The organism is Pilimelia terevasa, assembly GCF_014647915.1.
GTDB lineage: Bacteria > Actinomycetota > Actinomycetes > Mycobacteriales > Micromonosporaceae > Pilimelia > Pilimelia terevasa.
In genome coordinates this window covers 172647-196255 of record NZ_BMQC01000005.1, presented here as the reverse complement: position 1 = coordinate 196255, position 23609 = coordinate 172647, and the positions used below count along the sequence as shown (strand labels likewise).

General features: G+C 77.4%; 20 protein-coding genes. 13 read left to right on the top strand and 7 right to left on the bottom strand.

Annotation, left to right across the window (positions count from 1 at the left end; genetic code table 11):
* Window positions 1-5: 5 nt before the first annotated feature.
* Both IEY75_RS09225 and IEY75_RS09220 read left to right on the top strand, forming a co-directional pair.
* Window positions 6-275 (top strand): hypothetical protein, encoded by a 270-nt coding sequence (locus tag IEY75_RS09225; protein ID WP_189113816.1) that lies wholly within the window; start codon window positions 6-8, stop codon window positions 273-275.
* A 74-nt stretch (window positions 276-349) separates the two neighbouring features.
* Window positions 350-1099: a beta/gamma crystallin family protein gene (locus IEY75_RS09220; RefSeq protein ID WP_189113815.1), complete on the top strand. Its 750-nt coding sequence runs from the start codon at window positions 350-352 to the stop codon at window positions 1097-1099.
* Window positions 1100-1184: 85 nt separating this feature from the next.
* Here the strand turns inward: IEY75_RS09220 and IEY75_RS09215 are convergent, their stop codons facing one another.
* Together IEY75_RS09215 and IEY75_RS09210 are read right to left on the bottom strand one after the other, a co-directional pair.
* A complete protein-coding gene (locus IEY75_RS09215) occupies window positions 1185-1388 on the bottom strand; it encodes a hypothetical protein (protein WP_189113814.1) in 204 nt (67 codons plus the stop codon).
* A 33-nt stretch (window positions 1389-1421) separates the two neighbouring features.
* On the bottom strand, window positions 1422-2504 hold the full coding sequence (locus IEY75_RS09210) for a polyprenyl synthetase family protein (protein ID WP_189113939.1): 1083 nt from the start codon (window positions 2502-2504) through the stop codon (window positions 1422-1424).
* A gap of 137 nt (window positions 2505-2641) precedes the next feature.
* Here IEY75_RS09210 and metF point away from each other — a divergent pair, with 137 nt between their 5' ends.
* On the top strand, window positions 2642-3559 hold the full coding sequence (metF, locus tag IEY75_RS09205; protein WP_189113813.1) for a methylenetetrahydrofolate reductase [NAD(P)H]: 918 nt from the start codon (window positions 2642-2644) through the stop codon (window positions 3557-3559).
* 124 nt (window positions 3560-3683) lie between these two features.
* Complete coding sequence (locus tag IEY75_RS09200; protein ID WP_229789493.1) at window positions 3684-4325, top strand: CDP-alcohol phosphatidyltransferase family protein; 642 nt, start codon at window positions 3684-3686, stop codon at window positions 4323-4325.
* Between the two features lie 37 nt (window positions 4326-4362).
* Here IEY75_RS09200 and IEY75_RS09195 read toward each other — a convergent pair whose 3' ends face one another.
* Window positions 4363-4908 carry a GNAT family N-acetyltransferase gene (locus IEY75_RS09195; RefSeq protein WP_189113811.1) on the bottom strand — a complete coding sequence of 182 codons (546 nt, stop codon included), beginning with the start codon at window positions 4906-4908 and terminating at the stop codon, window positions 4363-4365.
* A gap of 410 nt (window positions 4909-5318) precedes the next feature.
* Here IEY75_RS09195 and IEY75_RS09190 point away from each other — a divergent pair, with 410 nt between their 5' ends.
* The 5 genes from IEY75_RS09190 to IEY75_RS09170 all read left to right on the top strand — a co-directional run bounded on the left by IEY75_RS09190 (window position 5319) and on the right by IEY75_RS09170 (window position 12308).
* Complete coding sequence (locus IEY75_RS09190) at window positions 5319-5738, top strand: hypothetical protein (RefSeq protein ID WP_189113810.1); 420 nt, start codon at window positions 5319-5321, stop codon at window positions 5736-5738.
* Window positions 5739-6222: 484 nt separating this feature from the next.
* Entirely contained in the window at window positions 6223-6669 is a 447-nt protein-coding gene (locus tag IEY75_RS09185) for an SAV_6107 family HEPN domain-containing protein (protein WP_189113809.1), read from the top strand.
* Window positions 6670-6699: 30 nt separating this feature from the next.
* On the top strand, window positions 6700-7386 hold the full coding sequence (imuA', locus tag IEY75_RS09180) for a DnaE2-dependent mutagenesis accessory factor ImuA' (RefSeq protein ID WP_308425693.1): 687 nt from the start codon (window positions 6700-6702) through the stop codon (window positions 7384-7386).
* A complete protein-coding gene (locus tag IEY75_RS09175) occupies window positions 7383-8918 on the top strand; it encodes a DNA polymerase Y family protein (protein WP_189113808.1) in 1536 nt (511 codons plus the stop codon). The genes imuA' and IEY75_RS09175 overlap by 4 nt, the downstream gene beginning before the upstream one ends.
* Window positions 8919-9005: 87 nt before the next feature.
* Complete coding sequence (locus IEY75_RS09170; protein WP_189113807.1) at window positions 9006-12308, top strand: error-prone DNA polymerase; 3303 nt, start codon at window positions 9006-9008, stop codon at window positions 12306-12308.
* Here the strand turns inward: IEY75_RS09170 and IEY75_RS09165 are convergent, their stop codons facing one another.
* The gene (locus IEY75_RS09165; RefSeq protein WP_189113806.1) at window positions 12309-12887 is read right to left on the bottom strand and encodes a hypothetical protein; all 579 of its coding nucleotides are present in this window, start codon (window positions 12885-12887) and stop codon (window positions 12309-12311) included.
* Between the two features lie 143 nt (window positions 12888-13030).
* Between IEY75_RS09165 and IEY75_RS09160 the strand changes: the two genes are divergently transcribed.
* The 3 genes from IEY75_RS09160 (at window position 13031) to IEY75_RS09150 (ending at window position 15664) form a co-directional block, all read left to right on the top strand.
* The gene (locus tag IEY75_RS09160) at window positions 13031-13774 is read left to right on the top strand and encodes a methyltransferase domain-containing protein (protein WP_373290240.1); all 744 of its coding nucleotides are present in this window, start codon (window positions 13031-13033) and stop codon (window positions 13772-13774) included.
* Between the two features lie 70 nt (window positions 13775-13844).
* The gene (locus IEY75_RS09155; RefSeq protein WP_268244340.1) at window positions 13845-15119 is read left to right on the top strand and encodes a DNA polymerase IV; all 1275 of its coding nucleotides are present in this window, start codon (window positions 13845-13847) and stop codon (window positions 15117-15119) included.
* A gap of 161 nt (window positions 15120-15280) precedes the next feature.
* Window positions 15281-15664 (top strand): SCO2097 family morphological protein, encoded by a 384-nt coding sequence (locus IEY75_RS09150; protein WP_189113804.1) that lies wholly within the window; start codon window positions 15281-15283, stop codon window positions 15662-15664.
* 48 nt (window positions 15665-15712) lie between these two features.
* Here IEY75_RS09150 and IEY75_RS09145 read toward each other — a convergent pair whose 3' ends face one another.
* The 3 genes from IEY75_RS09145 to IEY75_RS09135 are packed head-to-tail and all read right to left on the bottom strand — an operon-like array spanning window position 15713 to window position 20308.
* Window positions 15713-18118, bottom strand: coding sequence for a transglutaminase TgpA family protein (locus IEY75_RS09145; RefSeq protein ID WP_189113803.1), 2406 nt, complete (start codon window positions 18116-18118; stop codon window positions 15713-15715).
* Window positions 18115-19395, bottom strand: a complete 1281-nt coding sequence (locus tag IEY75_RS09140) for a DUF58 domain-containing protein (RefSeq protein WP_189113802.1) — start codon at window positions 19393-19395, stop codon at window positions 18115-18117. Before IEY75_RS09140 ends, IEY75_RS09145 begins: the two co-directional genes overlap by 4 nt.
* Window position 19396: 1 nt before the next feature.
* Window positions 19397-20308 carry an AAA family ATPase gene (locus IEY75_RS09135; protein WP_189113937.1) on the bottom strand — a complete coding sequence of 304 codons (912 nt, stop codon included), beginning with the start codon at window positions 20306-20308 and terminating at the stop codon, window positions 19397-19399.
* A gap of 427 nt (window positions 20309-20735) precedes the next feature.
* Here IEY75_RS09135 and leuS point away from each other — a divergent pair, with 427 nt between their 5' ends.
* A complete protein-coding gene (gene leuS / locus IEY75_RS09130) occupies window positions 20736-23558 on the top strand; it encodes a leucine--tRNA ligase (RefSeq protein WP_189113801.1) in 2823 nt (940 codons plus the stop codon).
* Window positions 23559-23609: the final 51 nt, after the last annotated feature.

Sequence of the window (23609 nt, the reverse complement as noted above, 5' to 3'; positions counted from 1 at the left end):
CGGGGGTGAGCGACATGGTGCGGTGCATCGATCCCGTGGCCGGGCGGCCGGCTCTGGCCGACGACCTCGTCGAGGCGGTCTTCGCCAGTGACCTGGCGACCGGAGCCGCCGTCACCCAGGACCGGTACGCCGCCGCGGTCCGCCGGGCGCTGCAGGTGCACGGCGGGGTGGGCGGGTGCCTGGCCGTCATGGCCACGGCGTACGGGGAGCACCCCGAGTGCGCGGTACCGCGCTCCGCCTGGGCCCGCGCACTGGTCGACCGGTTCTACGGCTGACGGCACCGCGGGGGTGCCGCCGGGAAGGGAAACACAACGTATTTACCGCAGTATTCAGATCGAGGGGGAACTGTATGTATCACGTCACGAATATCGCGCGCGGCCTGTTGGTCGGTTCGGTGGCGCTGGCCGCCGTGTTCGGTGCGGCCGGGGCCGCCGCGGCGGCGCCCGCACCGGAGAGGGTGATCAGCGACGCCCGCAGCGGGGCGGCCCGGGGCGCCACCCCGGCACTGGCCCGCACCATCGTCCACCAGGTGCCGAGGGTGGCCTTCACCGTCAACGGCGTCGCCGGCCGCGGCAGCCAGATCAGCCGCTACGACGGCCGGGCGGTGTACTTCATCGCCCATCCGGCGAAGGCCGGGCAGCCGGCGCGGCTGGAGGGCTACACCAACCTGCGGACGTTCAAGGCCGAGACCGCCCGGATCGACGCGGCGGCCCGGCGGGCGGCCCAGGCGCGGCTCGGCGCGACCGCCGCGGCGGCGCCCCGGCTGCGGGCCACCGGCGCGGGCACCGCGCTGCCGGCGCTGACCACCGACCGTTCGTGGTTCTACGAGCACGGCAACTTCGGGGGCAACCGCTTCTCGATGCGGGTGGGTACCGCGGTCAACGACCTGACCCGGTACAACATGAGCTGCTTCCTGTGGTGGTGCACGAGCTGGAACGACCAGCTCTCGTCGGTCGGGGCGACGGGCTGGAACGGTACGTTCCTGTACGAGCACATCCTCTACCAGGGAAGCGCGATCTACTTCCCGCCCGGCTACGTCGCCCCGAACCTCGGGGTGTGGGGCTGGAACGACCGGGCCTCGTCCATCTGGGTCCGGTGACCGCCGCCGGCTCTGCCGGCCGGTCCGAGTCCGCGGGGCGGGTGCTGACGCGCCCGCCCCGCGGCGCGCCCGCGCCCGGCGCGGCTCACCGGGTGAGGGCGTGCCAGATCTGCGCCAGGACCGGCCACAGCACGATCGCCCCGCCGACCAGCAGGACGAACGCGAGCGCGACCGACAGCACCCGCGGCGCCGCGCCGTCGTGCGCCCGCGCCAGTGTCCGCTGCCCCAGCCACCAGGTGCCGCCCAGCACGGCCAGCACGACGGCGAGGGCGATGAGTTCCTTGACCACGGCGGTATCCTGCCGCATCCGGCGCCGCCGGCCTCACGCCGGGCGGCGCACCGCCGCGTCCGCGAGCGCGGCGAGCACGCCCACTGCCGCCGGGTCCAGGGCCGGGGCGTCCAGGGCGCGCAGCGCCGCGGCGGCCAGCGCGGCGATCCGGGCCTCCGTGGCCGCCAGGGCGCCGGTGCCGACGATGATCTCGCGCAGGGCGTCCGCGCCGGCGGCGTCCAGGTCCGGCGCGCCCAGGGCGGTGGCCAGCAGGTCCCGCTGGGCGGCGTCCGCGCGGGCGTGGGCCTCGGCGACCAGGTACGTCCGCTTGCCCTCGCGCAGGTCGTCGCCGGCCGGCTTGCCGGTGCGCGCCGGGTCGCCGAAGACGCCCAGCACGTCGTCGCGCAACTGGAACGCCTCGCCCAGCGGCAGCCCGTACCCCGACAGCGCCGCCCGCACCGCCGCGCCCCCGCCGGCCAGCGCCGCGCCGCACAGCAGCGGCCGCTCGACGGTGTACTTGGCCGACTTGTACACCGCGATCCGGGTCGCCCGCCGCCGCGTCGTGTCGCCGGTGGCCTGCGCCAGCACGTCCAGGTACTGGCCGGCCATCACCTCGGTGCGCATCTCGTCGAAGTCCGGGCGCGCCCGCGCCACCGTCGCCGCGTCCAGCCCGCCCCGGTCCAGCAGCTCGTCGGACCAGGCCAGGCACAGGTCGCCGAGCAGGATCGCCGCCGCGGCGCCGAACCCCTCGGCCGGGCCCCGCCAGCCGGCGGCGGCGTGCCGGTCGGCGAACCGGCGGTGCACCGCGGGCTGGCCCCGGCGGGTGTCCGAGCCGTCCATGACGTCGTCGTGGATCAGCGCGCTGGCCTGGACCAGCTCCAGCGCCGCCAGCGTGGCCACCACGGCGTCGCGGTCGGGGCCGCCCGCCGCCCGGTACCCCCAGTAGCCGAACGCCGGCCGCAGCCGCTTGCCGCCGACCAGGATGAACGACTCCAGCGTGTCCGCGACCGGCAGCAGTTCCGGGTCGATCGCGGCCAGCCGCGCCCGCTGGACGGCCAGGAAGTCGGTCAATGCCTTCTCCACCCGGGCCCGCACGTCGGCGTACTCGGTGGGCGGCAGGTCCTCGGGCGGTGTCATGGTCACCACCGCACCGTATCCGCGACCCGCCCGCGGCGCCGCGCGGGCGGACGACCGGGCCGCCGGCAACACCGTCCGTCCGCGGTCGGAAGCGCTTCGTTACGTTCTGGCGTCCATTCAGGCAGTAAGGTCAGGGCGTGTCTCTGGGGCTTCCTTCCGTACTCGACGACAGCCAACCGTCGATCGGCGCGCTGATCAGCGCGTCCGCGCCCACGTTCTCCTTCGAGTTCTTCCCGCCCAGGACCGCCGAGGGCGAGCGCCAGCTCTGGTCGGCGATCCGGGAGCTGGAGCCGCTGCGCCCCTCGTTCGTCTCCATCACGTACGGGGCCGGCGGCAGCAACCGCGACACCACCGTGGCGGTCACCGAGCGCATCGCCACCGAGACGACCCTGCTGCCGATGGCCCACCTGACCGCCGTCGACCACTCCGTCGCCGAGCTGCGGCACATGGTCGGCCGGCTCGCCGACGTCGGCGTCCGCAACGTACTGGCCGTCCGGGGCGACCCGCCCGGCGACCCGACGGGGGAGTGGGTGCGGCACCCCGCGGGCGTGACGTACGCCGCCGACCTGGTCCGGCTCATCCGCACGGCCGGCGACTACTGCGTCGGGGTCGCCGCCTTCCCGTACAAGCACCCGCGCTCGCCCGACATCGAGAGCGACACCCGGCACTTCGTCGCCAAGTGCCGGGCCGGCGCCGACTTCGCGATCACCCAGATGTTCTTCGACGCCGACGACTACCTGCGGCTGCGGGACCGCGTCGCCGCGGCCGGCGGCGACACCCCGATCGTCGCCGGGGTCATGCCGGTGACCAGTATGCGGACGATCGCGCGGGCGCCGCAGCTCTCCGGGGCGCCGTTCCCGGCGGCCCTGCGGGAGCGGTTCGACCGGCTCGCCGACGACCCGGTCGCCGTCCGCCGGCTCGGCGTCGAGCTGGCCGGCGAGATGTGCCGGCGGCTGCTCGACGAGGGCGTGCCGGGGATCCACTTCATCACCCTCAACCGGTCCACCGCCACCCGCGAGGTGTGGGCGGACCTGGGGGTGGTCGCGGGTGCGTGAGGCCCCCGTCCGCGCGGCGCCGGTTCGGGGCGCCGCGCCGGCCGGGCCGCGGGCGGACGGGGCCGTCCCCGTCGGCGGCCCGGCGGGCGGCGGCTGGGACGGGTACGCCGCCGCGTTCGCCGGCCTGCACGGCGGCCTGGACCCCCGGACCGCGGCCGCGCCGGTGCGGGGCTGGCTGCGCCTGTCCTACCGGCTGGGCCGCGTCGGCGGGCGCCTCGGCGTCCGCCCCGCCGCGGTCACCGTCGTCGGCCTGGTCGCCTCCGCGGCGGTCCCCGCGGCGGCCGCCGCCGGGCCGCCGGGACTGCTCGCGGCCGCGGTGCTGGTCCTGGCCGCCGCCCTCGCCGACAGCGTCGACGGCGCCGTCGCGGTGGTCACCGGGCGGACCAGCCAACTCGGCCACGTCCACGACGCGCTCGCCGACCGGCTCGGCGAGCTGTGCTGGGCGGGCGCGTTCTGGCTGGTGGGCGTGCCGTGGCAGCTCTGCGCGGCGGTGGTGGCGGTCGGCTGGCTGTACGAGTACGCCTGCGCCCAGGCCGCCGTGGCCGCGATGAGCTACCGCGGCCGCGCCCCGGTCGCCGACCGGCCGGTGCGGGTGGGGCTGGCCGCCGGGGGCCTGCTGCTCGCCGGGGCCGCCGGCCTGCTGGCGCCGGAGCTGGCGGCGGGGACGGCCACGCTGGTGATGACGATCTGGGTGGCCGGCAGCCTGTACGGGCTGGGGCAGCTCCTCACCGTCCTGCGGACCGGCCGGGTGCCCGCGCGGAGCTGACGCCCCGCACCCCGGCCGCGGATCTGCGCGCCGGCCGTCAGACCCGGGAGGGCAGCGGCAGGGGGCGGCCGAGCACCCCGAAGGCCCGTTCGTCGCCGGGGAACCGGAACCCGCGCAGCACGTCGACGAAGTCGAACCCGCGGTACAGCCGCCAGGCCCGCGAGGTCGCCTCGTCGGCCTCGGGGGTGGACAGCAGCACGGTGCGCCCCGGCGCCGCCTCCAGCAGGGCCCGTAGCTGCGTGCGGCCGAGCCCGTTGCCCTGCGCCGCCGGGTGTACGTGTAGTTCCACCAGCTCGAAGCAGTCCGCGAGCCAGATCCGGTCGGGTCGGGGGAGGGCGGCGCAGATCTGGTCGTGCCACCACTGGCCGGGGCCGGACAGGTAGCCGTACCCGAACCCGGCGAGCGTGCCCTCGTCGGTGACCGAGGCGACCGCGCGGAAGCCCTGCCGGTGGGCGTGGGCGGCGATGTAGCCGCGGCGGGTCGCCAGCAGCTCGGGGGAGTAGCCCATCGCCGCGCCGTACACTGACAGCACGTCGTCGAGTCGGCGGAGCAGGTCGCCGGGACCCCACGGCAGCAGCCTCATCGCCCCTCCTCCGCCGGCTGCCCCCACGGTACGCGGACCGCGGGGTCGGCGGGGTCGGCACGGCGGAGACGGCCGGCTCCCGGACCGGCCTGCCGGGGCGCGGCGGTCCGGCCCACCTGTCCGGTATATCCCGGTTGCATGATTACACCTTATGCGGACGCGATTCGGCTGGCATGCTCGCAGCAGCACCGACCGTCCACAGCGGAGCGGGTCCGCGGCACCCGCCACGCGCCCGCCCGCGGTGGGCCCGGTCGTCCCCGCACGCCTTCGGCGGCGGTCGTCGCCGTGCGCGTCGACCGCCCCGGCGGCCTGCCCGGACGGCGGGGGTGGTCGGTGGAGGAAGGCCGGGGCGGATGTCTGGTGAGCGCCATGCGCATCCGCCCCGGCCCGGTGTCGAGAGAGGAAGCCCCATGAAGGAGCGTCGACCCGACGTGCCTGTCTACCACAGCGCCGGCCGCCGTCCGAGCGGTCGGCCGCCCGCCGACCGCCGCCCCGGGGACCGGCCCCCGGGCGGCCGGCCCCCGGCGGGCGGCGCCCCGGCCGGGCCGCCGCCGATGAGCGGGCCGGTGCGGTCCCTGGTCGGCGCCCCGGGCGCGGAGCCGCCGGCCGCGCCGCCGCGGGGAGCCGCGCTGGACGAGTGGCCGCGCCCCCGGCCGTTCGCCCTGGTGGGCCAGGGCGGTCTGCGCGCCTACGGGCTGGCGCTGCCCGACAACAGCGCCGTGACCGTCCGGTGGACCGAGGAGGGTGCCGGCGCGCTCGGCATGTGGTCGGCACCCGAGGTGCCGGCCCGGCTGTGGACCTACGAGCTGGTGTGGTGGGAGGGGGAGTAGGCCGGGAGGTTCTGTCATACCGGTTCGCTAATCTGTTTGTGTTCGAACGGGTGTTCGAATAGATTGGTACACGCACCCCGGCGGAAGCCGCCCGCGGACGCGGCCGGCATGTCGGCCGGGGTGTCCAGAGATGTCCGGCGCCCCGGCGGGGGTGGCCGGTCACGGGAGCACGCCGTGCCGACGCCTCGCGAGCGGCGGCGCGGCCACTCCCCGGAGGGCGTGGTTTTCGCGGACCACACCCTCCCGGGCGGACAGGCACTCGCACGCCTGCCCCGCTCGATCGGCGGGCCACGCCCGCTGCCCTCTCGACCCCCGGGCAGCGGGCGTGCGCCCGAGCCGGCCGGGCGGACGAGGGGAAGCGTCTCGTCCGGCCGGCGCCACCGCTGCGCCTTCCTCACGCAGCGTCCGCGCGGGGCCCGTCCGGGCCCCGCCGCCGACCTGTCACCGCCGCCCGGGACCCTGCGGGCCGGATCTTGGAGGAACGATGTCGCTCAGTACGACGCCGACCGTCGCGGCGCACCTGCTGCCGCACCGCACCCCCGGTGAACTGCTCGTCATCGCCCGGCGCGGGGTGGCCGAGGCCGCCGGCACCCGGGCGGACGGCCTGCGCTTCGCCACCGCACACCTGGCCGCCCTGCGCGCCGCCACCGCCGTGCTGGCCACCCGGGCGCAGCCGGGACCGGCCCGGCGCAACCAGGTGACCAGCGTGTGGGCACTGCTCGTGCTGGTCGCCCCCGAGCTGGGGGAGTGGGCGCGCTACTTCGCCGACAGCGCCGCCAAGCGGGCCGCGGCCCAGGCCGGGATCCCGCGGGTGGTCAGCGCCCGGGAGGCGGACGACCTGCTGCGCGGGGCGGAGCAGTTCGTGGCGGTGGTGGAGGTGACGCTCGGGCTAGCCCGGGACACCGCCGCCGGCGGCCTGCTCGCCGCCTGACGAAGGCACTGTCCGTAGGGAGTAAGGATCATGGCTGGTGTGGCGGCCCTCCCCGCCGCCGCGCTGACCGACCTGGTCGGGGTGGCCAGCGGGTACCGCCCCGGCGCGGACGAGGCCCGGGCCCTGCCCGTGGCCCCCGCGCTGAGCCCCCTGCTGCCCGGTGGCGGCCTGCGCCGCGGCAGCACCGTCGCGGTGGCGTCCGGTACCGCGCTGCTCATGGCGCTGCTGGCGGAGACGTCCCGGCGCGGCTCCTGGTGCGCGGTCGTCGGGGTGCCGGCCTTCGGCGCCGTCGCCGCCGCGGAGCTGGGCATCGCGCTGGACCGGCTCGCGCTGGTACCCCGTCCCGGCCCCGACTGGCCGGAGGTGGTCGCCGCCCTCATCGACGGCGTGGACGTGGTCGCGGTGGCCGTACCGGACGCCGCCCCGCCCGCTCTCGCCCGCCGGCTCGCCGCCCGGGCCCGGCAACGCGGGTGCGTACTGGTCCCGTACGGGCGGTGGGACGGCGCCGACCTGACCCTGCGGATGACCGACGGCGTCTGGCAGGGGCTCGGACAGGGCCGGGGCCGGCTGTGCCGGCGCCGGATGGCGGTGGCCGCCCGGGGCCGGGGCGCCGCCGCCCGCCCCCGGGAGGTCACCGTCTGGCTGCCCGGCGACACCGGTGCCCTCGCTCCGTTCGACCGCGCCACGGTGCGCGACCTGCCGAGGGCGCCGCGGTGACCGGGGCGGTGCGCACGATGGTCCTCTGGTGTCCCGACTGGCCGATCGCCGCGGCCGAGATCGTCGACGGCGTACCGGCGCACACGCCCGTCGCCGTGCTGTACGCCAACCGGGTCGTCTCCTGCTCGCCGGCCGCCCGGGCGCAGGGCGTCGCCCGCGGCCTGCGGCGGCGCGAGGCCCAGTACCGCTGCCCGGAGCTGACCGTCCTCGGCTACGACCCCGGCCGGGACGCGCGGGCGTTCGAGCCGGTCGTCGCCGCCGTGGCCGAGGTCGCCGCCGGGGTCCAGGTGCTGCGGCCGGGGGCCTGCGCGCTCGCCGCCCGGGGTCCGGCGCGGCACTGCGGCGGGGAGGCCGCCGCCGCCGAGCGGATTATCGAACAGGTGGCCGCGGAGTGCCTGGTGGAGAGCCAGGTGGGGGTCGCCGACGGGGCCTTCGCCGCCGGCCTGGCCGCCCGGGCCGGGCAGCTCGTCCCGCCCGGCGGTACCGCGGCCTTCCTCGCCGGCCTGGACGTCGGCGCGCTCGGCCGGCCGCCGCTGGTCGACCTGCTGCGCCGGCTGGGCGTCCGCACGCTCGGCGCGTTCGCGGCCCTGCCCGCCGCCGACGTCCTGGCCCGGTTCGGCGCCGACGCCGCGTGGGCCCACCGGCTGGCCGCCGGCCGGGACCCCCGGCCGCTCGCGGTGCGGCAGCCGCCGCCGGACCTCGCGGTCAGCGCGTCCTACGAGGATCCGCTGGACCGGGTCGACGCCGCGGCGTTCGCCGCCCGCGGGCTCGCCGCGCGCCTGCACGAGCGGCTGGCCGCCCACGGGCTGGCGTGCACCCGGCTGGGGATCGAGGCCGTCACCGCCACCGGCCTGGCCCTGCACCGGACCTGGCGGCACGACGGCCTGCTCACCGCGGCGGCCATCGCCGACCGGGTGCGCTGGCAGCTCGACGGCTGGCTGACCCCCGCCCGCGGGGACGCCGCCCGGCCCACCTCGGGCCTCGTCGCCCTGCGCCTGGTCCCGGACGGGGTGGTGCGGCAGGCCGGCCAGCAGCCCGGGCTGTGGGGCGAGGCCGGGGAGGGCGGCGCGCGGGCCGACCGCGCCCTGTCCCGGGTGCAGGGGCTGCTCGGCTTCGGGGCGGTGGTGACGGCGTTCCTCGGCGGCGGCCGCTCCCCGGACGACCGCCCCCGGTACGTGCCGTGGGGGGAGGACCGCCCCGCCGGGGACGACGCGCCGTGGCCGGGCCGGCTTCCGGCACCGGCACCGGCGGTGGTCCCGCCGGTGCCGGTGCCGGCGGAGGTCCGCGACGCGGCCGGCGCGCCGGTGACGGTCAGCGCCCGGCTGGCGCTGTCCGCCCCGCCGGCCCTGCTGCTGCTGGACCGGCGGCGCCTCGGGGTGACCGGCTGGGCGGGGCCGTGGCCGGTCGACGAGCGCTGGTGGACCGACAGCCCGCGGCGCCAGGCCCGGTTCCAGCTCACCCTCGCCGACGGCCGCGCCGCCCTGGCGGCCCTCACCGGCGGCCGCTGGGAGGTCCGCGCCTTCTACGACTGACCGGGCGCCCCCACCGACCAGCACGCCGCCGCACGAGGGACGACGGAAAGCGACAGGAAGCACCAGGAAGCGACAGGAGGCACGACAGTGGGGTGGAACAACCCGCCGACGGCGTGGGGCGAACTCGCCGACCGGCTCGACGGGCGGGTCGCGGACCCGCTCGCCGAAGCCGACGGCGGGGACGGCCCCGGGTTCTCCCGCCGCCGCCCGCCCTACGCGCCGCCGCCCGACCAGGAGTACCAGCCCGCCGCGCCCGCGTACGCCGAGCTGCACGCGCACAGCAACTTCAGCTTCCTGGACGGCGCCAGCGACCCGGAGGAGCTGGCCGCCGAGGCGGCGCGGCTCGGCCTGACGGCGCTGGCCGTCACCGACCACGACGGCTTCTACGGGGTGGTCCGGTTCAGCGGGGCCGCCCGCCGGATCGGCCTGCCCACGGTCTTCGGCAGCGAGCTCTCCCTCGACCTGCGGGCCCCCCGCGCCGGGTCGGCCGACCCGCCCGGCCGGCACCTGCTGGCGCTGGCCCGCGGGCCGCGGGGGTACGCCCGCCTGGCCCGGACGATCTCCCTGGCGCACCTGGCCGGCGGCGAGAAGGGGAGGCCGGCGTACCCGCCGCTGGCGGAGGTCGCCGACGCCCTGCGCGACCACGTCGTGGTGCTGACCGGCTGTCGCAAGGGCCACGTGGCGGCGGCCCTGCGCACGGGCGGCCCGGCCGCCGCCGCGCGGGAACTGGACACCCTGGTCCGGCTGTTCGGGCGCGAGGGCGTCGCCGTGGAGCTCACCCACCACGGCGACCCGGCCGACGACGAGCGGCACGACGTGCTGGCCGCGCTGGCCGCCGGGCGGGGCCTGCGGCTGGTCGCCAGCGGCAACGTCCACTACGCCACCCCCGCCGGGCGCCGGCTGGCCGCGGTCGTGGCGGCGGTCCGCGCCCGGCGCGGCCTGGACGAGGTGGACGGCTGGCTGCCCGCCGCCGGTACCGCCCACCTGCGCAGCGGGGCGGAGATGGCCCGGCGGTTCGCGGCGTTTCCGGACGCCGTGCCGCAGGCGGCCGCGCTGGGCGCCGAGCTGGCCTTCGACCTGGACCTGGTGGCGCCGGCGCTGCCCGACCGCGAGGTGCCCGACGGGCACACCGAGGCGAGCTGGCTGCGCGCGCTGGTCCGCGACGGCGCCGCCCGCCGGTACCGGGACCGGCCGGTGCCGCACGCGCTGCTGGCGCGGGAGCTGGGCGTCATCGAGGAGCTGGGGTACCCGGGGTACTTCCTGATCGTCCACGACATCGTCGCGTTCTGCCGGAAGGAGGGGATCCTCTGCCAGGGGCGCGGATCGGCGGCCAACTCCGTCGTCTGCTACGCACTGGGAATCACCAACGTGGACGCGGCGGACCACCACCTGCTGTTCGAGCGGTTCCTGTCCTCGGCCCGCAAGGAGCCGCCGGACATCGACATCGACATCGAGTCCGGCCGCCGGGAGGAGGTCATCGCGCACGTCTACGCCACGTACGGCCGGCACCACACCGCCCAGGTGGCCAACGTGATCTCGTACCGGCCGCGCTCCGCCGTCCGGGACGTCGCCCGCGCGTTCGGCTATTCGCCCGGCCAGCAGGACGCCTGGAGCAAGCAGATCGACCGCTGGCACCACATCGACCCCGCCGACGTGACGGGCGTTCCGGAGCCCGTGCTCGCGTACGCCACCCAGCTCCAGGCGGCCCCCCGGCACCTGGGCATCCACTCTGGCGGGATGGTCATCTGCGACCGGCCGGTGATCGAGGTCTGCCCGGTGGAGTGGGCGCGGACACCCGGCCGCACCGTGCTCCAGTGGGACAAGGACGACTGCGCCGCCGCCGGACTGATCAAGTTCGACCTGCTCGGGCTGGGGATGCTCGGCGCGCTGCGCGAGGCGTACGACATGATCGGCGGCGACCTCGATCTCGGCGACCTCCGGCCCGAGGACCCCGAGGTCTACGAGATGCTCTGCCGGGCCGACGCGGTCGGGGTGTTCCAGGTGGAGAGCCGGGCGCAACTGGCGACCCTGCCGCGGCTGCGGCCCCGGGTGTTCTACGACCTGGTGGTCGAGGTCGCCCTCATCCGGCCCGGGCCGATCCAGGGCGGGTCGGTGCACCCCTACATCCGGCGCCGCAACGGCGAGGAGTGGGAGATCCCCCACAAGACGATGGAGAACGCGCTGGCCCGCACCTACGGCGTGCCGCTGTTCCAGGAGCAGATGATGCAGCTCGCCATCGACGCGGCCGGCTTCGACCCGGCCGGGGCCGACCAGTTGCGCCGGGCGATGGGCGCCAAGCGGTCGGCGGAGAAGATGGGGGAGCTGCGGGAACGGCTGTACACCGGGATGGCCGACCGGGGCGTCCCGGCGCACATCCGCGACGACATCTTCCACAAGCTGGTGGCCTTCGCGAACTTCGGCTTCCCGGAGAGCCACGCGCTGAGCTTCGCGTTCCTGGTCTACGCCAGCGCGTGGCTCAAGCGGTACCATCCGGCGGCGTTCTGCGCCGCCCTGCTGAACAACCAGCCGATGGGCTTCTACGCCCCGCAGTCCCTCGTGGACGACGCCCGCCGGCACGGCGTCCGGGTGCGCCGGGCGGAGATCAACGCCAGCGGTGCCCGGGCCGGCCTGGAGCCGGGCACCCGGACGGCGGCCCTGCCGGACGAGCTTCCCCCGCAGTGGGGCGTGGGCGGTCCGGTGCTGCGGCTGGGGCTCGCCGCGGTCCGCGGCGTCGGCGCCGACCTGGCCGCCGCGATCGAGGGCGCCCGCGCGGCGGACGGCCCGTACGCCGGCATCGCCGACGTCGCCCGCCGCACCGGCGCCCCGGCGGCGGCCCTGGAGGCGCTGGCCACGGCGGGCGCGTTCCGCGGCTTCGGGCTGTCCCGGCGGGAGGCGCTGTGGCAGGCCGGCGCCGCCGCCCAGGCCCGCCCCGACCGGCTGGACCTGGCCACCCCCGCCCCGCCGCCGCTGCCGGGCATGTCCGCGCTGGACACGCTGGTCGCCGACGTGTGGGCCACCGGGCTGGCGCCGGACACGCACCCGGTGGCGTTCCTGCGGGAGAGCCTCGCCGCCGCCGGGGCCGTCCCGGTCGGCGCGCTGGCCCGGTACCGCCACGGGGAGCGGGTGCGGGTCGGGGGCGTGGTCACCCACCGGCAGCGGCCGGCCACCGCGGGCGGGATCACCTTCGTCAACCTGGAGGACGAGACGGGGATGCTCAACGTGGTGTGCGCGCCCGGCCTGTGGCGGCGGTACCGGAAAGTGGCCGGGGCGAGCCCGGGGCTGCTCGTGCGCGGGCGGCTGGAGCGCGTGGGTGCAGTGGTCAACCTGGTGGCGGAGCACCTGGCGGCGGTGACGCCGCCCGCGTCGCGGCCGTCGCGCGACTTCCGCTGACTACCAGCAGGTACCGCAGAAGGAGTCGCCCGGACTGTCGGTGCCCGGCTTGGTCAGCGCGACGACGACAGGGACGCGGCCGAACACCTTCAGCGAGTGGCGCGGCCACCCGTCGGGGCCGGCTACGGGAAGCTGGCGCACCTCGATCGCCCAGCAGTCCAGGGCCACGAAGTTCGCGTACAGGCAGTGCAGGCGCCCACCCATCGGGGTGACCGGGTTGGACATCGTCCCGACGGCCCGGCTGAAGCGGCGGACGAACTGCTCCTCGACCGGGTACCAGGGCCCTTGTGCCTTGTGGGAGGCGCCCGTCCATCGCCCGTCCCGGAAACCGTGGGTGGCGAACGCCGTCCGCGCCACGGCGGAGTGCTCCGCCGAGGGGTGGCAGTACCGCACCCAGCCCGCCACCGCGAGCACCTCGGCGCCTGAGTCCAGGACCCGGCTCCCGATCCCGGTGATCCGGCCGGAGTTGCCCTCGCCCGGTCGGCAGCCGCCGTCGGAGGCGGCGGCGGGCGCGGCGACGACGAGCAGCGAGAACAGGAGAAGCACTGCCGACACACCGGCCGCCGGGCGGGTACGCACGAAGGTTCCCTCCTCGATGTCCGCCCCTGCGGGCGATGTCAGGTGGCGAGTGTAGCTGTCGCTTTTGGGCGACGACCGCCAGTTTCGCGCGGGCGGCCGCGGATCGGCGGGTCCCGCGGCGCGGGACGAGCGCGGCGGCGCCGGTGGGCTGCACTACGCTCGCGGGGGTGGACAGCAGAGCCAGCAGGCAGGCCCCGCACACCGCCGCGATCTGGGCGGTCCTGCGCGCGGAGGTCGACCGGTACGTCGGGCGCCGGCTGCGGGTGCTCGACGTCGGCGGCGGCACCGGCGGGTTCGCGGTCCCGCTCGCCGAGGGCGGCCACGAGGTCACCGTCATCGACGCCAGCCCGGACGCGCTGGCCGCGCTGCGCCGCCGCGCGGCCGACCGGGGCGTCGGCGACCGCATCGAGGCCCGCCAGGCCGACGCCGACGAGATCGCCTCCGTCGCCGCGCCCGGCTCGGTCGACCTGGTGCTGTGCCACGCCGTGCTGGAGGTCGTGGACGACGCCGCCGCGGTCGCCGCCGCGATCGCGGCGGCGCTGCGCCCCGGCGGGGCGGCCAGCGTACTCGTCGCCGGGCGGGCGGGGGCGGTGCTGAGCCGGGCGCTCGCCGGCCACTTCGCCGAGGCGGCCGCGCTCGCCGCGGACACCGGCGGGTCGGCCCGCCCCCGGCGCTTCGACGCCGCGGGCGCGCAGGCGCTGCTGGCGGCGGCCGGGCTGGCGGTGGAGCACACGCACGGGGTGCGGGTGCTGGGCGACCTGATCCCGGCGGCGCTGGCCGAGGCCGACCAGCAGAGCCTGGACGAGCTGGAGCTGCGCCTGTCCGCGCAGGCGCCCTTCCGCGACGTCGCCGCCCAGCTCCACCTGCTCGCCCGCAAGCCCGCCTGACCTGCGGCCACCACGCGGCGGCCACCGCGGCGCGCCCCAGGATGTCGGAGAGTCCGGCTAGGGTGCGGGCGTGGTCGTGGAGTCGGAGTCGGGTGCCGCCCGGTGCGGCGTCCTGCACGTCGACATGGACGCGTTCTTCGCCGCCGTCGAGGTGCGGCGGCGCCCCGAACTGCGCGGGCGCCCCGTGATCGTCGGCGGGCTGGGGCCGCGCGGCGTCGTGGCCTCCGCCAGCTACCCGGCGCGGCGGTTCGGCGTCCGCAGCGCGATGCCCGTCGGCGAGGCCCGGCGGCGGTGCGCCCCGCTCGTCTGCGTACCGCCGGACTACGCCGCGTACCGGGCCGCCTCGCACGCCGTCATGGAGATCTTCCGCGCGGTGACTCCACTGGTCGAGCCGCTGTCGCTGGACGAGGCCTTCCTCGACGTCCGCGGCGCGGTCCGGCTGTTCGGCGAACCGGCGCGGATCGCCGCCGACATCCGGGCCCGGGTCGCCGACGAGCTGGGGCTGACCTGCTCGGTCGGCGTGGCACCGACCAAGTTCGTCGCCAAGGTCGCCTCCGCCCGGGCGAAGCCCGACGGCGTGCTGGTCGTCCCCGCCGGCCGCGTCCTGGACTTCCTGCACCCGCTGCCGGTCCGCGCGCTGTGGGGGGTCGGGGAGCGGGCGGCGCAGGCCCTGCGCCGGCACGGCCTGCACCGCGTCGGCGACCTGGCCGCCGCGCCCCCGGCGCTGCTGCGCCAGGCGGTCGGCAGGGCGGCCGCCGCGCACCTGGCGGAGCTGGCCCGCGGCCGGGACCCGCGGCCGGTGACCCCCGAGCGCGCCGGGCGCTCCGTCAGCGCCGAGACGACGTTCGACACCGACATCGGGGGCGACGCGGCGGTCCACCGCGTCCTGCTAGACCTGGCCCGGCGGGTGGGCGAGCGGCTGCGCGCGGGCGGCCACGCCGGCCGCACCGTGGCGATCAAGGTCCGGCTGCCGGACTTCACCACCCTGAGCCGCTCGCGGACCCTGCCGTACCCGACGGACGTCGGCCGGGAGATCTACACCGCGGCCGTGGACCTGTGGGGCGCGCTGCGGGCCGGCGGCCGGCCGCCCGTGCACCGGGTCCGGCTGCTCGGCGTACGGGTGGAGGGCCTGGTCACGGCCGCCGACGCCGCCCGCCAGCCGGAGCTGGGCGCCGCGGTCCACGGGTGGGCGGAGGCCGAACGGGCAGCCGACGCCGTCTCTGCCCGTTTCGGGCGTTCTGTAGTGAGTCCGGCCAGTCTGCTGCCGCGGGGCGGTGAAACCTCGGCCGAAAATCCGTACTCCCCGTCGGTCGTCCCGCTTTCCGACCGGTCATCCCCCTCGTAGACTGGTGTCAGGCGGTGCGGTGTCGGATCGACTGCCGGTAGTGACTCCGTGCGGGCGGGCCCTCGGCCACGCACCTCGCGGAGCCTGTCGGTACCGGTGCGGTGACCTGGTCGCCGGTTATCCACGCCGGTTCCCCCGGTCCTGGGCGGGAGAGGAGTGCCGTGCCGCTTTCGGAGCACGAACAGCGCCTGTTCGAGCAGATCGAACGCTCGCTCGCCGACGACCCCAAGTTCGCCTCGGCGGTGCGGGCCAACGACCCGCGCCTGCACGCACGGCGGCGCGTGGTCATCGCGGTGCTCGTGGTCCTCGCCGGTCTCGGCCTCGTGGTCTACGGCACCGCCATCAAGAGCATGCTGGTCGGCGTCGCCGGCTTCGTGGTCATGCTCGCCGCCGCCGCGCTGGCCACGCACTCCTACCGCCGCGGCCAGACCCCCCAGCTCCGCGTCGTCGGCGGCACCGCCGCCGCCCCGCGCCCCGCCCGCCGCGCCACGTTGGTGGACCGCCTGGAGGCACGCTGGCGCGGTCGCCCCGAGAGCCACCGCTGACCTCCTGAGCGGCGCTCCGAAAGCCCCGGGTACCGCCCGCGGCGGGCGTCAGCCGTCCCGGGCCGCCGAGGCGTCCCCCAGCCGCAGGTCGCCGCCTCGGCCACCCTCGCCGCGCCACCGGTCGACCGCTTCCCGCGCCCGCGCGGCGCGCCCGTCCAGTGCCGCGCGGGTCCGCCGCAGGACCGAGCGGGGCAGTACGACGGCCGCGACCCGGTCCAGCCGCGACGCCCGCGCCGCGCAGGCCTGCCGGACCGCGCGCAGCGCCGCGGCCGGGTCGCCCGCGCCGCCGGCCGTGCGGGCGTAGCGCGCCCGCTCCTCCGCGGCCGCCAACTCCCGCACCTGCGCCCGCGCCGCCGCGGGCAGCGCCAGGTCGACGGCGACCCGGTCGGCCTGCTGCCGCGGGGTGTCGTTGCCGCCGGCCGGCACCCGGTAGTCGGCCAGCGTGTCGGTCAGCTCCGCCCAGGCGGCGTGCGCCCGCGCCCGCCACCCGTCCTCGGGCTCCCAGGCCGGCCGACCGCCGAGCCGGGCCGCGCCGCCGGCCCGGCCGGCGCGCGGGGCGGCCACCCGGCGGCGGCGGACCTGGCGGCGGCGCAGCGCGGGCAGTGCCGCGACCGCCAGCAGGGGCAGCGCCAGCAGCCACAGCCAGGACCGCCGGTCCCCGCCGGCCGCGGCCGGGGCGGCGCCCGGCGCGCCCGCGTCGATGTCCCGGCCGGGCCGGCGGTCCGGCGCGCCGGTCGGCGCCGGGCCGGCCGGGCCGGCGCCGGAGTCGGAGCCCGGGGCCGGCCGGGTCGGCGAGACGTCCACGTCGCGGGGCGCGTACCGCGGGCTGACGCCGCCCACGATGCTGGCCGGGGGCGTGGCGTCGAACGGCAGCCACCCGGCGTCCGGGAAGAAGATCTCGGTCCACGCGTGCAGGTTGCGGTTGGTCAGGATCCGCTCGCCGTCGCGGTTGTCGTTGCCGAGGGTGAAGCCGATCGCCACCCGCGCGGGGACGCCGGCCGCGCGGGCCAGCCAGGCGAGCGCCGCCGCGTACTGCTGGCAGAAGCCGACCTTGCGGTCCAGGAAGTCGGTGATCGCCGCACCGGTCGTGCCCGGCTCGGTCCGCAGGTCGTACCGGTACCCGTTGGCCGGGTCGAAGTGCCGGCGGAGCCGGTCGACCTTGTCGTAGTCGGTGCGGGCGCCCCGGGTGAGGTCGGCGACGAGTTGGGCGACCCGGTCGTTGCGCGGCACCTCGGTCCACCGCCGCAGCGGGTCGTCGGGCGCCAGCGGCGGGACGCGGCGGAGCTGCCGGGCCTCGGGCGCCTCGCGGGTGAAGCCGAACTCGTACCGTCGCCCCGCGCCGGAGGCGACCGTGGAGAAGACGGTCCCGCGCTCGGCGTCGTACTGCCACGCGCCGTCGAGGTCGGTGCGGGCCAGCCCCTGGTAGACCGGCAGCATCCGCATCGAGAAACGCTTGCTGAGGGTGACCTGCGCCCGGTACCGCTCCTCGCCGTGGGAGACCGGCAGGGTCGCCTGGTCGATCGGCAGCCCGGACCACCCGGCGGCCCGGAAACCCTGCTCGTCGAGGGCGTCGGCCACCGCGAAGCGCAGGTACCCGGGGTCGGGGTCGGTGGTGCGGAACCGGGCCAGCTCCTCGACCTGCGGCTGGTTGAGCCGGCCGCTGAGGTCGGCGAACAGGTCGACGGCCCGGCCGCTGCCCCGCCCCGCGCCCGGCCCGGCCGCGCGCGGGGACAGGACGCCGACGCTGAGGCCCGGGACGGCCAGCGGCACCAGGACGGCCGCGGCCACCCCGACGACGCCCAGCCGCCGGGCCGAGGCGCCCAGCGGCGACGGCTCCCAGGCGTCGACGCTGCTGCCGTCGCCGCGGAACCGGCGCCCGAACGCCCGGACCCGACTGAGGTTGTCGGCGACCAGCAGCCACAGGAAGCCCAGCGCCCCGACCGCGAAGGGGGCCCTCGGCGCGCTGTCGGCGTGGATGGCCACCGGGACGGCGTACACGACGAGCAGCGGCAGCCCGGCCAGGGCGGGCCGGCGCAGGCCGACGGCCAGCAGGTCGACGAGCACGGCGGTGGCGCCGACGCCCGCCGTGCTCAGCAGCAGCAGGGGCGGCAGGTCGGGGACGGCGATGGCGTGGGTGCGCAGCGCCTCGGGGACGGCGGCGGCCAGCGCGGCGAACCCGCGCAGCGTGTCGGCGGTCGGCAGGACGCGCAGCAGTTCGCCGCCGCTGGGGAACAGCAGCGTCAGGGCCACCGCCAGGCCGGCCAGCAGCAGCGGTACCCGCAGCCACCAGGCCCCGCCGAGGCGGGTGGCCAGGGCCGACGCCGCGGCGGTCAGGGCGACGGCCACCAGGGCGTGGAACGCCCAGCTCGGCGTGGCGAACAGGCTCCACAGGGGCGCGGCGCCCAGCAGCGTCGCGGCGCCGGCCACCACGCTGAGCCGCCGCGGCGCGCTCACCGCGCACCGCCGACGGCGGTCGGCCCCGGTACCGCAGCCAGCTCCGCCCACACCTGCGCGACCGACCGGTCGGGCCGGTACGCCGCCACCCGCCAGCCGGCGGCGCGCAGCAGCGCCGCCCCCGCGCCCCAGACCGCCGCCGCGCCCGGACCCCAGTCCCGCGGGTCGGCCACCAGGGCGACGGCCTGGCCGCGGGGGCCGCCGAGCGCGGCCAGCCGGCGGGCCGCGGCGGTGTCGCAGCCGCCCAGCACCGCGACGGTGAGCCCCTGGTCGCTGACGCGGCGGGCCTGGGCGACCAGCGGCGCGAGGTCCTCGCCGTGCCGCAGGTCGACGTCGGCGAGGCGGTCGAGCGCCGCCTGCTCGCTGGCGGCGTCGTGGACGAGGTGGTCCAGCGCCGGGTGGCGGAGCCCGTCGCGGTCGGCGGCGGCGCAGACGAGCCGGACCCGGTGCCCGCCGCGTCGCAGGTGCGCGGCGACGCTGGCGGCCGCGCCGACCGCCCACTCGAACGTGTCGGCCGGCCCGTCGGCGTCGTGGTGGGCGGGCGCCCGGTTGTCCAGCAGGACGAGCGCGCGGTTCTCCCACGGCTGCTCCTCGCGGCGCACCATCAGCTCGCCCGCGCGGGCCGTCGACCGCCAGTGGACGCGCCGCAGGTCGTCGCCGTGCCGGTACTCCCGGGTGCCGGTGTCGTCCTCGCCGTGCACCGACACGGCCCGCCCCCGGGCCTCCCCGGCACCGGCGTGCGCGCCGCGCAGCGGGCCGGCGGGCAGCGGCTCGGTCCGTGGGACGACCGTGAGCGACTCGCGCTCCGCGCACGTGTGGTCGAGCCTGCACAGCCCGAACGGGTCGGTCACCCGGGCGCGCAGCGGGCCGATCGGGTACCGGCCGCGGCGGGCGGGCTCCAGCGTGTACGCGACGTCCGTGGACGCCTGGGGGCCGAGCCGCTCCAGCACCAGCCGCGGGGCGGCGCCGAGCGCGCCGGGCAGGCCCTCGGCGAGCAGCAGGGTCCCGACCGGCAGGCGGGCGGCGTTGCGCAGGTGCAGCCGGACCCGCACCGGCGTGCCGGCGGCCACCCGCGGGGGGCTCAGCTCGCGCCGGGTGCGCAGGTGGTGCCGCCCGCGCCCGACGTACCACGCGCCGAGCAGCGGCAGCAGCGCCAGCAGGACGGCCACCCGCAGCAGGTCGCGCTCGCCGAGCGCGACGGCGGCGAGGACGGCGGCGACGCCCGCGGCCAGGAAGGAGCGGCCCCGGGTCGTCAGTCCCCCCAGCGCCGCCCGCACCCTAGGCCCCCTGCCGCCGGGGGGCCGCGGGCACCGGCACCCGCGCGACCAGGTCCGCCACGATCTGGTGGGCCCCCCGGTGCAGCGCGGCCTCGTCGGTGGGGATCACCCGGTGGGCCAGGACCGGCCCGGCGAGCAGTTGCACGTCGTCGGGGGCCACGAAGTCCCGCCCGGCGAGGGCGGCGACCGCGCGGGCGGTGCGCAGCAGGTGCAGCGTCGCCCGCGGGGAGGCGCCCAGGCGCAGCTCGGCGCAGTGGCGGGTGGCCTGGACGAGCGCGACGGCGTACTGCGTGACGGCCGCGGCGAGGTGGATCCGCCGGGTGTACCCGATCAGGGCCTGCACGCCCGCGGCGTCGACGACGGGCCGGACGTCCTCCAGCGGGTCGGCCGCGCCGTGGCCCTCGACCATCGCCAGCTCCGCGGCGGCGTCGGGGTACCCCATCGCGATGCGGGCGGTGAACCGGTCGCGCTGCGCCTCGGGCAGCGGGTACGTGCCGGCCATCTCGATGGGGTTCTGGGTGGCCACCACCATGAACGGCGCCGCCAGGTGGTAGGTGACCCCGTCGACGGTGACCTGCCGCTCCTCCATGCACTCCAGCAGCGCCGACTGCGTCTTGGGCGAGGCCCGGTTGATCTCGTCGCCGATGACGATGTTGGCGAAGACGGCGCCGGGCTTGAACTCGAAGTCGCGCCGCTCCTGGTCGTACACGCTGACGCCGGTCACGTCGCTGGGCAGCAGGTCGGGGGTGAACTGGATCCGGCGCACCGACGCCTCGACTGTCCGAGCCAGGGCCTTGGCCAGGGTCGTCTTGCCGACGCCGGGCACGTCCTCGATCAGCAGGTGGCCCTCGGCGAGCAGGACCGCCAGGGCCAGCCGCAGCGTCTCCCGCTTGCCGGAGATCACCGTCTCCATGCCGGCGACGATCCGGGCGGTGGTCGCCTGGAACGACGCGGCGCTCACCGCGGCGACGTCGGCCGACCCGGCCGCGGCGGGACCGCCGGCGGTGGCCGGGTCGACGGCGTGCGGCTCCGGCCAGGTGTGGGCGGCGGTCAACAGGTCCTCCTGACGGGTACTCCCTCCAGAGGCTAGCCGTCCGTGGCGGCATGATCGACCCCGTGTGCGCGTCGGAAATCAGTCGGTGATGCGGCGGGTGCCGGCCTATCAGACATACCGGTCGTCCCGCGGGCGGCAGGCGGCCCGCGGTGCGCGGCGGGGCCGGCCCCGCGCGCTATGCTGGGCGCACGGCGCGTCCCGCCCGGCTGCCGCGGCCCCTCCTCCAGCGAGGGGCTTTTTCGTGCCCGGCGGCCACGGCCCACCCACGACGCGAGAAGGTGGCGACATGAGCGAGGCGAGCGCGGCGGACACCCCGCCGCACCGGTACACGGCGGCCGTGGCCAACGAGATCGAGGCGCGCTGGCAGCGCCGCTGGGCCGACGAGGGCACCTTCCGGGCGCCCAACCCGACCGGCCCGCTCGCTGACCCCGGGCACCCGCGCGCCGGGGCGCCGCAGATGTACGTGCTGGACATGTTCCCCTACCCCTCTGGCGCCGGCCTGCACGTCGGCCACCCGCTGGGCTACATCGGCACCGACGTCTACGCCCGGTACCAGCGGATGGCCGGGCACAACGTGCTGCACGCCATGGGCTACGACGCGTTCGGCCTGCCGGCGGAGCAGTACGCGATCCAGACCGGCACCCACCCGCGGGCGACGACCGAGGCCAACATCGCCCGGTACGCCGCCCAGCTCCGCCGCCTGGGGCTGGCCCACGACGACCGGCGCACGGTGCGGACCATGGACCCGGCCTACTACCGCTGGACCCAGTGGATCTTCCTCCAGGTGTTCGGGTCCTGGTACGACCCGCAGGCCCGCCGGGCCCGGCCGATCGCCGACCTGGTCGCCGAGTTCGCCGCCGGCACCCGCCCCACCCCCGACGGCCGCCCGTGGGCGGAGCTGCCCGAGGTCGACCGGCGGCGGCTGGTCGACGACCACCGCCTCGCCTACGTCAGCGAGGCGCCGGTCAACTGGTGCCCCGGCCTGGGCACCGTGCTGGCCAACGAGGAGGTCACCGCCGACGGGCGCAGCGAGCGCGGCAACTTCCCGGTGTACCCGCGCAAGCTGCGGCAGTGGATGATGCGGATCACCGCGTACGCCGACCGCCTCGTCGAGGACCTGGCGCTGCTGGAGTGGCCGGAGGCCATCACGGCGATGCAGCGCCACTGGATCGGCCGGTCCACCGGCGCGCACGTCGACTTCGCCACCGACGCCGGCCCGGTCCGGGTGTTCACCACCCGCCCGGACACGCTGTTCGGCGCCACGTACCTGGTCCTGGCACCCGAGCACCCGCTGGTCGACGCGCTGACGGCCGACGCCTGGCCGGCGGGCGTGCCGGCGGTGTGGACCGACGGGCACGCCACGCCCGCCGGAGCGGTGAGCGCCTACCGCGCGTTCGCCGCCGCGAAGTCCGAGGTCGAGCGCCAGGCCGACGCCAAGGAGAAGACCGGCGTCTTCACCGGCGGGTACGCCGTCAACCCCGCCAACGGCGCCCGCATCCCGGTGTTCATCGCCGACTACGTCCTGGCCGGCTACGGCACCGGCGCGATCATGGCGGTACCGGCGCAGGACGCGCGGGACTGGGAGTTCGCCCAGGCGTACGCCCTGCCGATCGTCCGCACCGTGGCCCCGCCCGAGGGCTTCGACGGCGAGGCGTTCACCGGCGAGGGGCCGGCGGTCAACAGCAGCGACGAGCGCACCGGCCTGCGGCTGGACGGCCTGGGCGTCGCGCAGGCCAAGGCCGCGGCGGTCGCCTGGCTGGAGGAGACCGGCCACGGCGTGGGGGCCGTCAGCTACCGGCTGCGGGACTGGCTGTTCAGCCGGCAGCGGTACTGGGGCGAGCCGTTCCCGATCGTCTACGACGAGACTGGCCTGCCCGTGGCGCTGCCCGAGTCGATGCTGCCGGTCGTGCTGCCCGAGGTCGAGGACTTCGCCCCGCGCACGTTCGCCGCGGACGACGCCGCCTCCTCGCCCGAGACGCCCCTGTCCCGGGCCGGCGAGTGGACCGAGGTCGAGCTGGACCTGGGCGAGGGCCCCCGGCGGTACCGGCGCGAGACCAACGTGATGCCCCAGTGGGCGGGGTCGTGCTGGTACGAGATGCGCTACCTGGACCCGACCAACGACACCGCCTTCGTCGACCCGCAGGCCGAGCGGTACTGGATGGGCGGCGCGCACCCGGGCGTCGACCTGTACGTCGGCGGGGCCGAGCACGCGGTGCTGCACCTGCTGTACGCCCGGTTTTGGCACAAGGTCCTGTTCGACCTGGGCCACGTCTCGCACCCGGAGCCGTTCCGGCGGCTGGTCAACCAGGGGATGATCCAGGGGCCGGCCTACACCGACGGGCGCGGCCAGTACGTCGAGGCCGCCCGGGTCGTCGAGCGGGGCGGCGCGTTCTACCTCGGCGACGAGGAGGTCCGGCGCGAGTTCGGCAAGATCGGCAAGTCGCTGAAGAACGTCATCACGCCGGACGACTTCTGCACGGAGTACGGCGCCGACACGTTCCGGGTCTACGAGATGTCGATGGGCCCCCTGGATGCCTCCCGGCCGTGGGAGACGCGCGCCATCGTCGGTTCCTACCGGTTCCTGCAGCGGGCCTGGCGGGCCGTCGTGGACGAGGAGAGTGGCGCGCTGCGGGTCACCGACGCGCCCGCCGACGAGAAGCTGCGGCGGCTGCTGCACCGCACCGTCGACGGGGTCCGCGCCGACTACGCCGCGCTGCGCTTCAACACGGCGGTCGCCAAGCTGATCGAGCTGACCAACGGCCTGACCCAGCTCGCCGCGACCCCGCGGGAGGTCGCCGAGCCGCTGGCCCTGATGCTCGCCCCGCTCGCCCCGCACGTGGCCGAGGAGCTGTGGCACCGGCTGGGCCACGCCGACTCGCTGGCGTACGCGCCCTTCCCGACCGCCGACCCGGCGCTGCTGGTGGACGACGCCGTCACCTACCCGGTACAGGTCAACGGCAAGGTGCGCGGCCGGGTCGAGGTGCCGGCGGACGCGGCGGAGGAGGTCGTGCGCGCGGCCGCGCTGGCGGCGGTCGCCGACCAGCTTGCCGGCGCCGCGCCGCGCAAGGTCATCGTGGTACCCGGGCGGATGGTCTCGATCGTCCGCTGAGCGCCCGGGGCGTCAACCCGGCTGGCCGCCGCGGTGCGTCTCGTCCGGGAC